The sequence below is a fragment of the Marinobacter sp. KM021 genome, assembly GCF_050707965.1.
Classification (GTDB): domain Bacteria; phylum Pseudomonadota; class Gammaproteobacteria; order Pseudomonadales; family Oleiphilaceae; genus Marinobacter; species Marinobacter shengliensis.
Window position 1 is genome coordinate 3,617,013 of sequence record NZ_CP136129.1, and the last position, 14,164, is coordinate 3,631,176.

At 60.3% G+C, this 14,164-nt stretch carries 12 protein-coding genes; 9 read left to right on the plus strand and 3 right to left on the minus strand.

Annotated elements, in window-relative coordinates; translation table 11 throughout:
- Nucleotides 1-72 precede the first annotated feature (72 nt).
- From RVM24_RS16915 to hrpB, 7 genes are all read left to right on the plus strand, one after another.
- Nucleotides 73-810, plus strand: a complete 738-nt coding sequence (locus RVM24_RS16915; protein WP_286922504.1) for an SURF1 family protein — start codon at nucleotides 73-75, stop codon at nucleotides 808-810.
- On the plus strand, nucleotides 791-1,432 hold the full coding sequence (locus tag RVM24_RS16920) for a hypothetical protein (protein ID WP_061331375.1): 642 nt from the start codon (nucleotides 791-793) through the stop codon (nucleotides 1,430-1,432). Before RVM24_RS16915 ends, RVM24_RS16920 begins: the two co-directional genes overlap by 20 nt.
- A 64-nt stretch (nucleotides 1,433-1,496) precedes the next feature.
- On the plus strand, nucleotides 1,497-2,555 hold the full coding sequence (locus RVM24_RS16925) for a COX15/CtaA family protein (RefSeq protein WP_286922543.1): 1,059 nt from the start codon (nucleotides 1,497-1,499) through the stop codon (nucleotides 2,553-2,555).
- Nucleotides 2,552-3,472, plus strand: coding sequence for a heme o synthase (gene cyoE, locus RVM24_RS16930; protein ID WP_058091858.1), 921 nt, complete (start codon nucleotides 2,552-2,554; stop codon nucleotides 3,470-3,472). The genes RVM24_RS16925 and cyoE overlap by 4 nt, the downstream gene beginning before the upstream one ends.
- Nucleotides 3,473-3,506: 34 nt before the next feature.
- On the plus strand, nucleotides 3,507-4,169 hold the full coding sequence (locus tag RVM24_RS16935; RefSeq protein ID WP_286922505.1) for an SCO family protein: 663 nt from the start codon (nucleotides 3,507-3,509) through the stop codon (nucleotides 4,167-4,169).
- A 126-nt stretch (nucleotides 4,170-4,295) separates the two neighbouring features.
- On the plus strand, nucleotides 4,296-5,498 hold the full coding sequence (locus RVM24_RS16940) for a YbfB/YjiJ family MFS transporter (RefSeq protein ID WP_286922506.1): 1,203 nt from the start codon (nucleotides 4,296-4,298) through the stop codon (nucleotides 5,496-5,498).
- A gap of 377 nt (nucleotides 5,499-5,875) precedes the next feature.
- On the plus strand, nucleotides 5,876-8,350 hold the full coding sequence (hrpB, locus tag RVM24_RS16945; protein ID WP_286922507.1) for an ATP-dependent helicase HrpB: 2,475 nt from the start codon (nucleotides 5,876-5,878) through the stop codon (nucleotides 8,348-8,350).
- Here hrpB and RVM24_RS16950 read toward each other — a convergent pair.
- Both RVM24_RS16950 and RVM24_RS16955 read right to left on the minus strand, forming a co-directional pair.
- Nucleotides 8,304-9,158, minus strand: a complete 855-nt coding sequence (locus RVM24_RS16950) for a translation initiation factor eIF-2B (protein WP_286922508.1) — start codon at nucleotides 9,156-9,158, stop codon at nucleotides 8,304-8,306. The genes hrpB and RVM24_RS16950 overlap by 47 nt on opposite strands.
- Before the next feature lie 72 nt (nucleotides 9,159-9,230).
- A complete protein-coding gene (locus RVM24_RS16955; RefSeq protein WP_286922509.1) occupies nucleotides 9,231-9,602 on the minus strand; it encodes a DUF6746 family protein in 372 nt (123 codons plus the stop codon).
- Between the two features lie 147 nt (nucleotides 9,603-9,749).
- Between RVM24_RS16955 and RVM24_RS16960 the strand changes: the two genes are divergently transcribed.
- Together RVM24_RS16960 and RVM24_RS16965 are read left to right on the plus strand one after the other, a co-directional pair.
- Nucleotides 9,750-10,568 carry an ATP-grasp domain-containing protein gene (locus RVM24_RS16960; RefSeq protein WP_286252865.1) on the plus strand — a complete coding sequence of 273 codons (819 nt, stop codon included), beginning with the start codon at nucleotides 9,750-9,752 and terminating at the stop codon, nucleotides 10,566-10,568.
- A gap of 170 nt (nucleotides 10,569-10,738) precedes the next feature.
- On the plus strand, nucleotides 10,739-11,914 hold the full coding sequence (locus RVM24_RS16965; protein ID WP_061331369.1) for a type III PLP-dependent enzyme: 1,176 nt from the start codon (nucleotides 10,739-10,741) through the stop codon (nucleotides 11,912-11,914).
- A gap of 172 nt (nucleotides 11,915-12,086) precedes the next feature.
- Here RVM24_RS16965 and RVM24_RS16970 read toward each other — a convergent pair whose 3' ends face one another.
- Nucleotides 12,087-14,156, minus strand: a complete 2,070-nt coding sequence (locus RVM24_RS16970) for a site-specific recombinase (RefSeq protein WP_286922510.1) — start codon at nucleotides 14,154-14,156, stop codon at nucleotides 12,087-12,089.
- Nucleotides 14,157-14,164 lie beyond the last annotated feature (8 nt).

The following is a 14,164-nucleotide window of genomic DNA, read 5'->3' on the forward strand; positions in this document are numbered from 1 at the left end:
TTTATGGACAGAGTCCCCGGTGCACGATGGGAACCTGATATCACTATAGCAAAGCATGGGTAGGTGCGGTTGATGAATCGCCGATGGCAGTTTGACTGGCGATTGCTGATGTTCAGCGGGCTGCTGTTGCCCGTGCTCCTGAGCCTGGGAGTCTGGCAACTCAACCGGGCCGAGGAAAAGCAGTTGCTTTTGGCGGCCTGGCAGCAACAGGCCAGCCAGGCCGACTGGCCAGAACTGGTCTCAGGCGGATTAGAGAAAGGGCAGCCGGTTGTTCTGACCGGCTGGTATACCGAATACACCTGGCTGCTGGATAACCGAACCCGTGACGGCGTGCCCGGATACGAAGTGTTGACCGTGTTTACGCCGGTAGAGGGGCCGTTACTGGTAGTCAATCGTGGCTGGGTTCGCGGCCCCCGCACTCGGGATCAACTGCCGGAAATCGACACCCCGGGCGGACTGTTTACCCTGGAGGGACGGCTGGATGATTATCCGGTGCCCCCCGTGCTGGCTGAGGATACGGGCCCAGCCAGTGGCTGGCCAAGACGGGTACAGGCATTACCTGCAGCCACTGTTGAAGACACGGTGGCTAGTCCGGCCGGGATGATCCTCAAGCTCTCAGACTCCGAGCAGCCCGGTGCTTACCGCGCCGATCATGCACCGGATGTAATGGGCCCACAGACCCACTACGGATATGCTGTGCAATGGTTTGCGCTTGCTGCAGCACTGACTATATTGACGTTAGTGGCGAGTTATAAAAAAAATGAAAGAATCCGAAAGACAGGAGCCGATAATGACAACGACAACGGCTGATTCCGTGACCGGGCAGGACCCCCTCAGCCCGGAACAGGTTCGTCGTGGCAGGCGCACCGCCCTGCTGCTGTTTGCAGTGGGTTTTGGGCCGATGATTCTGGCCACCATCATGTTTTATACCGGCTGGTTGAATCCGGTTGGTCATACCAACGAAGGCGAACTCCTGATGCCGCCGGTGCCGGTGCAGGCACTGAATCTGGAAACCTCAAACGGGGTGCCGCTGGCAGAGCGCTTCGGCGCTGATCAGGTCGACCCTAACTGGCTTATGCTTGTGGTCTCAGGTACTTGCGGCACCGATTGTGAGGAGCTTCTGTATCTGGCCCGCCAGGTAAACATCGCCCTTGGCAAAAATGCACCTCGGGTCAGCCGGGCAGCAGCGCTGGGCTCTGTGCCAGCCGGGCTCGAGCAACGCTGGCAGGCAGAGTACAGCTCCATGGAGCGACTGCGCCCGGCACCCGGCGCGGCAGCGGCCTGGCCCACTGGCGTGTCACCCGAGACAGCTCCCCGGATCTTGCTGATCGATCCTTTCGGTAACGTGATGATGCATTACGGCACCGAGCACACTGGCAAGCAAATGCTCAAAGACCTCAAGCATTTGCTGAAGTTGTCGCAGATTGGCTGACCAGGGAGAACGGAACGTGACGCAACAGTTTTCCCGGGAGCAATCTGCTCAAACGGTTAAGAAAATGGCCCGCTGGTCCACCGCTGCCTGCCTGCTGGCGGTGGTGGTGATTATGCTTGGTGCCTGGACCCGACTGGTGGATGCCGGGCTGGGTTGCCCTGACTGGCCGGGGTGTTACGGCTTCCTGACGGTGCCCCAGAGTGAAACCCGCATTGCCATCGCCAATGCCCGTTTCCCCGAGACGCCGGTGGATGTGTCCAAGGGCTGGCCGGAAATGATCCACCGCTACGCTGCAGGCATACTGGGCCTGGTGGTGTTTGGTCTGGCCGCCACTGCGGTACGCCACCGCCGGGCGGGTGTGCCGGTCAAACTGCCTCTGTTCATTGCTGCCTTCATTCTTTTACAGGGCGCGTTTGGCGCCTGGACCGTGACCCTCAAACTCTGGCCACAGGTGGTCGCCCTGCATCTGCTGGGTGGGTTCACCACGCTTACTCTGCTGCTATTGCTAACGCTACGTTTGCGCAAACGATCCCGGGGCTCTGCCCCTTCAAGCACAGCATCGCCGGCCCTCGCCCGCCTGCGCCCCTGGTTGTACGGTGGTCTTATGCTGGTGATCATGCAAATTGCGCTGGGTGCCTGGACCGCAGCCAACTATGCCGCCGTGGCTTGCACGGACCTGCCTACCTGCCAGGGGCAATGGTGGCCGGAAGGTATGGATTTCCAGCATGGCTTTGACATTACCCAGCAGGTTGGCCCGAACTATCTGGGGGGGCAGTTGACGGCGGATGGCCGAGTAGCGATTCATGTTACCCATCGCCTGGGTGCGGTTATCGTACTCGGCTACTTTGTCGTCCTGCTGATGCTGCTCTGGCGGAATCGAGGTGATAGCGGTCTGGACCGGAGCATCGCGTTGGTCTCGGCGGCGCTGGCCGTGCAGATCGGCCTGGGCCTGGCCAATGTGTGGCTGTACATTCCACTTTCTATTGCCGTCGCCCACAACGCCATGGGGGCAGGACTGCTGCTGACTGTGGTCAACCTGATCTGGCAACATCGGCAGCTACCACAATCTGAAACATCCCCCGCAACCCATACAACAACCATAAATCGGGAGGTAACGGCATGAGCGAGCAAGTCAAAGCGCTGCCGGCCGAGGAGCATGCGAGTTCCCTGAGCAAATCCATTTCCTGGCGGGATTACCTGGAGCTGACCAAGCCCCGGGTGGTTGCGCTGATGATCCTCACCTCGGTTATTGGCATGCTGCTGGCGGCGCCTGGCGTGCCCGGCTGGGGTGTGCTGCTGTATGGCAACCTGGGTATTGCCCTGCTGGCAGGGGCCGCCGCCGTTGTGAACCACGTCGTCGACCAGAAGATCGACACCGTGATGGCCCGCACCCGCAAGCGCCCGGTGGCCACCGGACGGATTGCTGCGATTGATGCCCTGTTGTTTGCCACCGTACTGGCAGCCGTGGGCATGATTGTGCTGGTCTGGCAGGTGAATGAACTGACGGCCTGGCTCACCCTGGCTTCACTGGTGGGTTATGCCGGGGTTTACACCCTGTTCCTGAAGCGGGCCACGCCACAGAACATCACCATTGGTGGCCTGGCGGGGGCTATGCCTCCCTTGCTGGGCTGGACTGCCGTTACCGGTCAGGTGGAGGGGCACGCCCTGCTGCTGGTACTGATCATCTTCGCCTGGACACCGCCGCACTTCTGGGCCCTGGCCATTCACCGTAAAGAGGAATACGCCAAGGCCGGTATTCCCATGCTGCCAGTGACCCATGGCAACAAGTACACCGAGCTGCACATTCTGCTGTATACCCTGATGTTGCTGGCGGTCAGCCTGCTACCTTTTGTCACAGGGATGTCAGGTGGTATTTACCTGATCGGTGCACTGGCACTAGGCTTGAGGTTCCTGCAATACGCCATCCGATTGTTGAAGGGCGATGACCGGCGGGTGGCGTTGAACACTTTCAAATACTCCATCACTTACCTGATGGCGCTATTTGTGGTGCTGCTGGTGGATCATTTTGTCTATTTTTGATTGACAGTTTCCGGGTTTATAAAGTGGAGGCCCAATGGGGCGATCGTTACGCATCACGTTGTTTGTCTTGTTCCTGGTGGTCATGCTGGTGTTCGGCCTGACGGTTGGCCGGCAGGTGTTCCTGAAAGGAGCCGGTGAATCGCCAGTGGCGGCGCCGGACCTGAGCCAGTACAACACCTATGTGTACGAGCAGCCGCGCCCCCTGGCGGAGTTCACCCTCACCAACGAACAGGGTGAAACCGTCACCCGCGATGACCTGAAGGGCCGGTGGACGTTTGTGTTTGTGGGCTACACCAACTGCCCGGATATCTGCCCGGCGGCCATGGCGAATCTGCGCCAGACCGACAAGCTGTTGTCGGCGGATGTGCCCAAACCGGATTACCTGTTGGTCACGGCCGACCCGGAACACGACACCCCGGAACAACTGAAAGCCTATACCGGCTTTTTCGGTGAAAACTTCCATGGCCTGACCGGCGACCTGGAGACCCTGCGTGAACTGGCCAAGAGTGTCAGCGCCGTGTTTGTTCATCGGGAGGTGGACGGGCAACTGCTGGTGGACCACAGTGGTCACTTCGCCTTGCTTAACCCCGAGGGCCGGCTTCAGGCCCTGATCCAACCGCCCCATAAGCCCCAGGAGCTGGCCCAGGCCTATCAGCGCATCACCCAGTGGGCCAGGAACCGCAACCCCGGCTCCTGAGCCCGTGGCTCGTTCGGCGGGCCAGCTGGCTGGACCCTATCCTGCGAAAGTCACACTGACAATTAATCGGTAGTGACCTACACTGCTCGGCCGTTTCATTGATCGACACGACCTCCGGGCTGAGCTATGACCAACTCGCACTCTGCTGACCCAAGACAGCTGTTTACCGTCCTGACCGCCGGCGCCCTGGTGTTGCTGGTGGTGCATGGTCTTGGCCGGTTTATTTACACCCCGCTGCTGCCCTACCTGGTTGCAGACGGCCAATTCAGCGCCCCGGATGGCGCTGCCGTCGCCACCTGGAACTATCTTGGGTATCTGATGGGCGCCATGCTGGCCATTCGCTGGCATCGGATTGACCAGATCCGTGTCATGCTGCCGCTGTTCCTGGCTATTCATGTGGTCACCACACTGGTGGTCACCCAGACCGACAACCTCACAGTTATATCCGCAAGCCGCTGGCTGAACGGCGTGGCCAACGGCGTGGTGTTCGTGCAGGCGCCCGCGTTGATACTGGAGTGGCTGGTGTTGCGCAACAGGGCCTCGCTCAGCGGCCTGGTCTATATCGGTGTGGGCATCGGCCTGCTGGTGTCCAGCGGACTGGTCACCGGTTCTGCGACCCTGCTTGAAGGCGCCGAGCGCTGGTGGCCCGCGGCGGTGTTGTCGATACCAATAGCCTGGTGGGGCGCCATGCAGCTGCGCAGGCTGGACGTACCGGTGCGCCAGCACGACGATTCCGGGCAGGTGGTCAGCAATACCCCGTTACTGGATCGAGCGAGTATTCCGTTGTTCCTGTCCTATGCCGGGGCTGGCCTTGGGTACATCCTGCCGATGACCTTCCTGCCGCTGCTGGCCAAGATGACCTTGCCCCAGGGCCACGGGCTACTGGACGGCACCTGGGTGATCGTAGCCCTGTTTACCATTCCCGCACCCTGGCTCTGGAACAAGTTGGGGGCCCTGATGGGGGATCTGCCGGCATTGAGGCTGAATTTCCTGATCCAGCTGGCGGGGGTGCTGGCGGCGGTGGTCTGGCCTGGGGCCTTGGGGTTGGTCCTGTGTGCAGCCCTGGTAGGCAGCACGTTCCTGGGTACGGTGCTGCTGACTCAGCGTATCGGGCGGGCATTGCATCCCCATCAGGGGCCCCGGTTGTCGGCGGCGATGGTGGCGCTTTACGGTTTCACCCAGATGGTTGGGCCGTGGCTCACCAAACAATGGCTGGATGCGGGCGGTACCCTGGGGTCTGCCTTCGGTATTGGAGTGGCGTCGCTGGCGTTTGGGCTTTTGTTTGCGTTCTTTGTGCCCCGGGCTGAGGTTTGGCATTCGCGGTCTTGATGTGGTGTGGACCCAGACTGCGGGTTGTGGGGGATTGATCGGGGTGGTGGGGTATTTTTTGCCTTGGAAATGAAACTCGCTGCGCTCAGACATTCATTTCCGGCGGAAAAAAATACCCCGCCACCCCGCGCTAGCTGACCACGGCGGTTCCGCTGAAAAAGATAATTTGCTGGGTGAGCTTGACGGCGTAAGCGGCTTAACCCAAGTACGACCATGGTAACCTCTGGATATTCCCTTAAAGTTACGCAGGGTGTGGGGGTGTTTAGGTTTTTTTGACCGAATAAAGGTGTCTGAGCGAAGCGAGTTCTTTTTCGGCCAAAAAAACCTAAACACCCCGCGCCACCCCAAAACTCCCAGGCTAAACCCAACCACACCCCATGCTTCCAATAGAACACATACTCCCAGAGCTAAAACAAACCCTGAACCAAGGCACCACAGCCTTACTGCAGGCCCCGCCGGGTGCCGGTAAAACGACAAGGGTCCCGCTGGCTCTGTTGGACGCCCCCTGGCGGGACAACCGGAAGATCCTGATGCTGGAGCCCAGGCGGCTGGCGGCGCGGTCGGCGGCACGGTATATGGCGAAGCAGCTTGGGGAAGCGCCGGGGCAGACGGTGGGGTATCGGACTCGCCTGGATACCAAAGTGTCAGGCAGCACCAGGATTGAGGTGGTGACCGAGGGCATTCTGACGCGCCTGATTCAGAACGACCCGATGTTGGAAGACTATGCCGCTGTGCTGTTTGATGAGTTTCACGAGCGCTCCTTGCAAGCTGATCTGGGATTGGCGCTGGTGCGGGAAAGCCAGCAGGCCCTGCGGGAAGACCTGCGATTGCTGGTGATGTCGGCCACCCTGGATACCGCGCCCATTGCCCGGGTGCTGGGGAATGTACCGGTAATCACCAGCGAGGGCCGGGCGTTTCCGGTGGAGGTGTTGTACAGACCCTTACCCCGCAATGCCCGGATAGTGGACCAGATAGTGGCGGTGGTTCAGGAGGCCTTGGGAGCGCAGACCGGCTCCATGCTGGTGTTCCTGCCCGGGGCCGGGGAGATTCGCCGGGTGGCGCAGCAGCTGGCGGGTCAGTTGCCGGATAACGTGGTGCTGGCGCCGTTGTATGGCAATCTCAAAGCTGAAGAACAGGATCGGGCGATTTCGCCGGCACAGGACGGTACCCGCAAGATTGTGCTGGCCACAGCGATTGCCGAGACCAGTCTGACCATTGAAGGCGTGCGGGTAGTGGTTGATGCCGGCCAGCAGCGCCGGGCAGTGTTTGATCCTAACAGCGGTATGACGCGCCTGGTGACCGGGCGGGTATCGAAGGCGTCTGCCGAGCAGCGCAAGGGCCGGGCCGGTCGTGTTGAGCCGGGGGTGTGTTACCGGCTTTGGAGTGAGTCGGAGCAGTTCGGGTTGGCGGACTACACGCCGCCGGAAATCCAGCAAGCCGACCTGGCGCCGCTGGTACTGGAACTGGCCCAGTGGGGGGCCCGTTCCCCGGAGCAGGTGGTGTGGATTGATACACCACCAAAAGCGCACTGGCAGCAGGCGGTGGCGTTATTGCAGTGGCTGGATCTGCTGGATGCCGAGGGCGCCATCACCGACCACGGCAAGGCGGCCCGGGAGCTGGGTCTGCACCCGCGCCTGGCCCATATGGTGATCAAAGGCCGTGCTCTGGGGCTGGGCCAGCTGGCGGCAGAGCTGGCCGCGCTGCTGGAGGAGCGGGATTTGCTCGGGCCAGGCTCAGGCGCTGATTTGCCTGAACGGATTCGGGTGCTGCGGGGGGAGCGCGGTCATCGCGGCCTGGACACCGCACGGTTGCAGGCGGTTCGGCAGGCGGCAAAGCGACTGTGCCGTGGCCAGCTGGCTCAGGATCTACCCTCGGAAACCGACGTTGGGCGGGTGTTGGCCCGGGCCTATCCGGACCGTATTGCCCGCCGCCGCTCAGGGGCCATGCCCCGGTATCAGTTGAGCAACGGCAAGGGTGCGGTGTTGCGGGAGGACGATCCCCTGGCCAGGCAGGACTGGCTGGTGGCGGCGGAACTGGATGGCAAGGCCCGGGAAGCAACCATCTATCTGGCGGCACCGGTCGACCTCGCAGACCTGGAGCAGGACTTGTCTAACCATATTGAAGAACGTGAGGAAGCCGTGTGGGACGACAAACGCGGCACCATCGTAGCCCGTCGGGTCCGCAAGCTCGGGGCACTGGTGCTGGCGGAGAAACCGCTGAATCAGGTGGCCCCGGAACTGGTTCAGCAGGGCCTGCTGGACGCGGTGCGCCGTAAAGGTCTGGACAGCTTGCCCTGGAGCGATGCAGCACGCCAGTGGGTTGCCCGGGTGAGATTACTGGCCGGCCAGTTTCCCGGTGACTGGCCGGAGATCAGCGACCAGTCCTTGCTGGACACCCTGGAGACCTGGTTAGCGCCGTTTATGGCGGGCATGAAGCGCTGGTCTGACCTGGCCGGCATCAACCTGGTTCCGGCCCTGAACGCCCTGCTGGATTACCCGCAACAGCAGCGACTGGAAGAACTGGCCCCGAAAGCCCTTACCATTCCCACCGGCCAAAATGTCACCCTGGATTACAGCGTGGAAAACGGCCCTGTGCTGGCGGCCAAGCTGCAGGCGTTGTTTGGCTGGACCGAAACGCCGAAAGTGGCAGGTGGTCGGGTGCCGGTGGTGATTCACCTTTTGTCACCGGCCCAGCGGCCTTTAGCGGTTACTGCCGACCTGGCCAGTTTCTGGCAGAACGCCTATCCCGAGGTGCGCAAGGACATGCGTGGCCGCTATCCCAAACATCCCTGGCCGGACGACCCACTCACCGCCCAGGCCCAGCAGGGAACGAAAAAACGCCCTGCTCGCTGACCCGCCCGGTCACCAGGCTGTCAGGCACCGGTTCGAAGTAGATATTGCGCACGGTTATGCCCGTCTCTGCGGGCCCCTGCAGTTCATCCGCGGGCATTTCCTCGAGTTGGATGCTGTTAACGGTTTCCGGGCTGTCCCGGAAAGTGTCCGCCAATACCCAGAACGGCGTTCCCGCATGCCGCGCGGCCAGGGCTACAAGCAGCGTGCCGCTCTTATTGATAAAGTGATGGTCCGCCAGCCAGCAGTCGCAGCCGGTGAACACAAGGTCTGCTCTCGGCATAAACAGACCGACCTGGGCATCGGTAATCAGTGTGACCGGAACCCCTTGGTGGGCCAGCGCTGTGGCCAGGCCGTGGCCCTCGAAACCGGGGCTGCTTTGGGTGCAGATCACCGAAAACTCCACGCCATCCCGGGCCAGTTCGGTCAGACACTGCAGCACCACAGAACTGGCGCTGTGGGTCAGGATGGTGTTGCCATGTTGTACAAGTGCGCGGGCGTGGGCGATCAGCTGGCTGGTGGCTGATTCGAGCTCGATGATTAATGCCTGAATGGCGCTTTCAGCTGACTGTAGATTCTCAGCCAGTGCTCGTTGCAGGCGGTCGACACTGTTGCCAATCACCACCATGCTGGGGCGGGCTTTGGTCAGGGCAGCCAACAACGGTTCCAGGCCTTGTATTGCCGCCGGTTGTTCAGCGACGTAGCGGTGCAGCTGGCGCAGAGTCGTCAGCGCCAGTTGACTGGCGCCCGAGTGGGTATCCTCTTCAACCTGCTGTAACAGTGCCTGCGCTTGTGGATCAAGAACGGCCATCGCCACTAACCTGTGTTCACCGGGTGAGTAGCCTTCAGGTTAGCAGCGATGGAGAACCGGAACAGCAATCCGTTATTTGATCACTTCCCGACTGACTTCAAGGTACTTCTGCCCGTGCTTTTTAACAGCGTTGCCATCAGCGTGCTCGGAGGCAACGTGAACTTCTTCCAGCATATCCGCCAGTTCGCGCAGTTCTTCATTGATCTTGCCCAGGGCGTTTTCCAGGGTATAGGTCAATTCGTGGACCTCGTTCATGGCCTCGGGGGTCATGTCTCCGGCCAATACCTTTTCCAACTTATTGTTGTATTCCGAGAAGTTGCTAACCGCTTGTTCCAGGGTGTCAGAGGGCTTGCCCTTGAAGTGCTCGACGTCACTGGCGTGGGCGTTGGCACCGAATGCAAAGGCGGCGCAGGTGAGGGTGGCAAACATCAGGTTTTTGGTCATGGGTAGCTCCTTTTGTGTTAATGCAAAGTATTATCATTTATATTCGCTCTGTCCATGACGCCGGTCAATTATTTTTCCTGAGGTAGCTTGTCCGGAACCGGATTCTGTATAAAATGCGCGCAACCTATCTGGAGTGCCGCTGACACCATGCACCTGGTTTCCTTTGATATCTTCCGTACCCTTGGCTTTCCTGACACCACAGTACTCAAGCCGGAGCAGTTCCTTCGACACAAGGACTTGCTGCGAGACGCCGACTGGGTGCTGTTCCCGGAATACTGGCAACTGAACGCCCTGGTCCATGGGCTCAAGTGCCGCGTGTTTCCAAGCGAGGCCAGCTACCGCATTGGTCATGACAAGGTGGAGATGACCCGTGCGTTCCAGACCGTAGTACCGGAACACACCCCCTGGACGTTGATCGAAGCCAACGGCCCCCAGGAGCGGGATCTGATCTGGGACACCATGGCCCTGCCCTTTGTGGCGAAGCTGCCCAAGGCCAGTATGGGCGAAGGAGTGTGGCTGATTGAAAACCGGGACGACTGGCGCCGGTACTGCGAACGTACCCACGTACTTTATGCTCAGGAATACTTGCCTATCGACCGCGATGTGCGGGTTGTGGTGGTGGGTGACCGGGTGCTGACGGCCTATTGGCGAACCCAGGCGGAACAGGGCTTCTACAACAACGTGGCCCGGGGTGGGAAAATTGATACCAGCGAGGTGCCAGGGGTGGTCACCGAATTGGCCCTGCGGTTGGCGAGAGAGTTGGGAGTAGACCACGCCGGCTTTGATATAGCGCTGGTTGACGGCTACCCCTACGTTCTGGAATTCAACCGGCTGTTTGGCAACCAGGGGCTCGGCCAGGGCAGCGATCTAAAAGAGGCCATTCTGGATTATCTGAACAGGCAGAGCTGCCCCCAGGATCCGGACGGGCCGACAGAGCCGACGCCGCTTTGGCCGGTGGCGGTGTGATACAGAATTCTCTGCCAGAGGTCCGGTTTCCGTTGCCGGATTTATGGGTATATATGCGCATTTGCGGTGGTCAGAAAAAAGCCTGATGATCGCGACTATTCACGGGTAACACGGCGAGGCTGTGCTACCCTTTTTTATGCCCGTTTACCCTGTGGAGGGACACACCACCCATGAATCTGAACCCCAACGCTGACATCGCCGATTATTACAGCGCCGAGACCTTCAAGCGGATCAAGGACTTTGCCGACGGCAAGGAAACCCCGTTTGTGGTCATCGACACCCAGACCATTGACCGTCAGTACGAGGAGCTGGTGGAAGGGTTCCCGTACGCCAAGGTTTACTATGCGGTGAAAGCCAACCCGGCGCCGCAGATTCTGACCATGCTGCGGGACAAGGGTGCCTGTTTCGATATCGCATCGGTGTATGAGCTGGACAAGGTGATGGGCCTGGGTGTGACCGGTGATCGCATCAGCTATGGCAACACCATCAAGAAGGCGAAGGACATTCGCACCTTCTACGAGAAGGGCGTGCGCCTGTTTGCCACGGACTCCGAAGCCGACCTGCGCAACATCGCGAAAGCGGCGCCGGGCTCAAAAGTGTATGTGCGCATTCTGACCGAAGGCACCCTGACCGCAGACTGGCCGTTGTCCCGCAAGTTTGGCTGCCAGACGGATATGGCCATGGACCTGCTGATCCTGGCTCGCGATCTGGGCCTGGTGCCTTACGGCGTGTCATTCCACGTGGGTTCCCAGCAGCGGGAAATCGGCGCCTGGGATGCCGCCTTGAACAAAGTGAAGGTGATTTTTGAGCGCCTGAAGGAAGAAGACGGCATTGAGCTGAAGATGATCAACATGGGCGGTGGTTTTCCGGCCAACTACATCACCCGCACCAATGAGCTGGCGGTGTATGCAGAGGAAATTGCCCGTTTTCTGCGGGAAGATTTTGGTGACGATCTGCCGGAGATCATCATTGAGCCGGGCCGTTCGCTGATCTCCAACGCCGGTGTGTTGGTGAGTGAGGTGGTGCTGATTTCCCGGAAGTCCCGTACCGCGTTGCACCGATGGGTGTTTACCGATGTGGGTAAGTTCTCGGGGCTGATCGAGACGCTGGATGAGTCGATCAAGTTTCCGATCTGGACTGAGAAGACCGGTGAGGGCGAGGACTGTGTGATTGCGGGGCCGACTTGTGACAGTGCCGATATCATGTATGAGCACCACAAGTACCCGTTGCCTTTGAATCTGGCGATTGGTGACCGGATGTACTGGCTGTCGACCGGGGCTTATACCACCACTTACAGTGCGGTGGAGTTTAATGGCTTTCCTCCGTTGAAGGACTACTACATCTGAGTTTGGGAGTCTGGCCGCGGAGCGGGGAGGTCTTTTCCGCCGGAAAAAACAACTCGCTTCGCTCAGACATCTTTTTTCCGGCGGAAAAGACCTCCCCGCCCCACGGCCTGTCGGGTCGGTTCGGGAAGTCTTATTTTGCTACTGTTTTGTGGGTCGCTTTGGCGGCCCTTTTTTATTTCTGCAGGGCCTTTTGGCGCTGTTCTTTGTTTTCGGCCTTGGTTTGCGGGCTGTCGGGTTGAGCCTCTTTGATGTCATCCGGTTCGGGCAGCGGATCTCTTGGCGGGTAAACCAGCGCCATGGGGTTTTCAGCGACCACCTGGAACCAGGCTTTGATCAGTTTCGGGAAGCTGGATATCCGGGTGTTTCTGGCTCTGAGCGCCACGTTCAGGGCCAGGGTGAAGCTGACGATGAGGTTGACGCCGCCGATCAGCAGGGCGAACAGGGTGAACAGGGCGAAGTCGCTGGCGCCGGGGATGAACACGGACATGGCGTAGCCGACGTCGGCGGAGGAGAAGGCGACGTGGCGGATGTCGATGGGCAGGGCCAGGAGGTAGCCGATGTAGCCGGTGATGCCGAGCAGCACGCCGAACACGAAGTTGCTCATCAGGGCGCCGTAGTGTTCAGCCACGTAGGCGCCGAAGCGGGCGCGGGTTTCCGGCGGCATCAGGGGACGCAGCAGGGGGTGTTGTTCCAGGCGTTCGGCCAGGTTCAGGTAGGCTGCGCGGTTGTCGAAGTAGCCGGCCACCAGGCCTGAGAAGAACAGCCAGACACCGGCGATGGCGGCGTACATCAAGGCCAGGCTTTGCCAGGGGTGGATGCCGGTGAGCATGTAATCGTAGCGTTCGGTACTGATCAGCGGAACGCCTTGCACATGGCTGTATAACGAGCCAACGGCGAAAGCCACAGACAGGGCGACGGCAACGTTGCCCATGATGGCGACGAATTGGGTGCGGCCAACCCGGACCAGCAGTTCTGCCAGTTTGCGGGCGTTGGCGCGGCCCTGTTCGCCCTGCTCGACTTTTTCGGCGATGCTGGCGGCAGTCATGGCGGGCTGTTTGGTGGCCACGGTGCAGTGCAGCATGTGGATGATCATGAAGCCGATGCCGTAGTTCAGGCTGACCCAGAGGGTTTCCCAGCCCCTGGTCAGGTCCAGCTGGAGTATCTGGATCTTGATCAGTGCCATGAAGGCGATGATAAACCCGCCCCCGGCGCCGGAGGCCAGCATGGCCAGGTATTCTTTTCGGCTGCCGGCAATGTAGTGCTCGCCGTGGTCGCTGGCGTTCTCGGTGACGCTGCGGGACATCAGCCTCAGGTTGGCGCGCCACAAGGCTCTGACGCCGTGGCGTTCGGCGCTGGCCTGGACCAGGGTCTTGAACAGTTCCACGGATCGGTTAAGTCGCTTCACCGGGTCTGCCGGGTCCAGAATATCCAGCAGGTGTTCAATCCGGTCCAGGGTCTGGTGCAGCCGCTCCAGCAGGTGGGTCAGCGCCATGGTAGAGCCGGCGGTGACGGATTTGCGTTGCAGTCGGTCAATCTCTTCACGGCATTGTTCAATCAGTACCCGGGCGTGGGCATCGTCCAGCTCAACGGATTCCTTTTCCTGCAGGGCATGCCCCCAGGATTGCACCAGCGCGGCAATTTCCCGCTGTAGGGCCACGAAGGCGGATTCCCGGTCAATGATCTTCGGGTTCAAGCGCAGGATGTTGGGCTCCAGTTCCTCGGCGGCGACCCAGATGGACATCATCTCCAGGGCGTTGAGCATCTGGCTGTAAATGCGATTCCGGGTGCGTTCCAGAGCCGAGGGTGAAAAGTGCCACAGGGTGGTCAACAGGCGGATCAGAGCCTCATCGGGGATGCGGTGAATCCATTCGGCGTCGTCTTTGCGGTGGAACACCACAAACAACACGTTCTTGACGTTGTTGCGGTCTTTGGGGGCCGGGTTGATCCGCTCGTACAGGCGCTCGCCGATTTCTTTCAGGAAGCCGCGGCGGGAATAGAGCCCCAGGCCAGACAACAACTGGAAAAACTGGGCCTGGTCGAGCCATTCCTGCAGCCGGCCAGACACTGCCAGGTGTACGTCCAGGTTCTCGGTCAGGGCACCTTCCAGTTGCTTCATGCGGTCAACGGCGTTGTGGACGGTTTCGCCCCGTTGCGGGCGAATCCAGTCCACCACCAGGCTGAGTGTTTTCAGAGCGCTGGTGTCTTCATCCGCGAGCTGGTTAATCAGGGTGGCCAGTTTCAACACAGAGT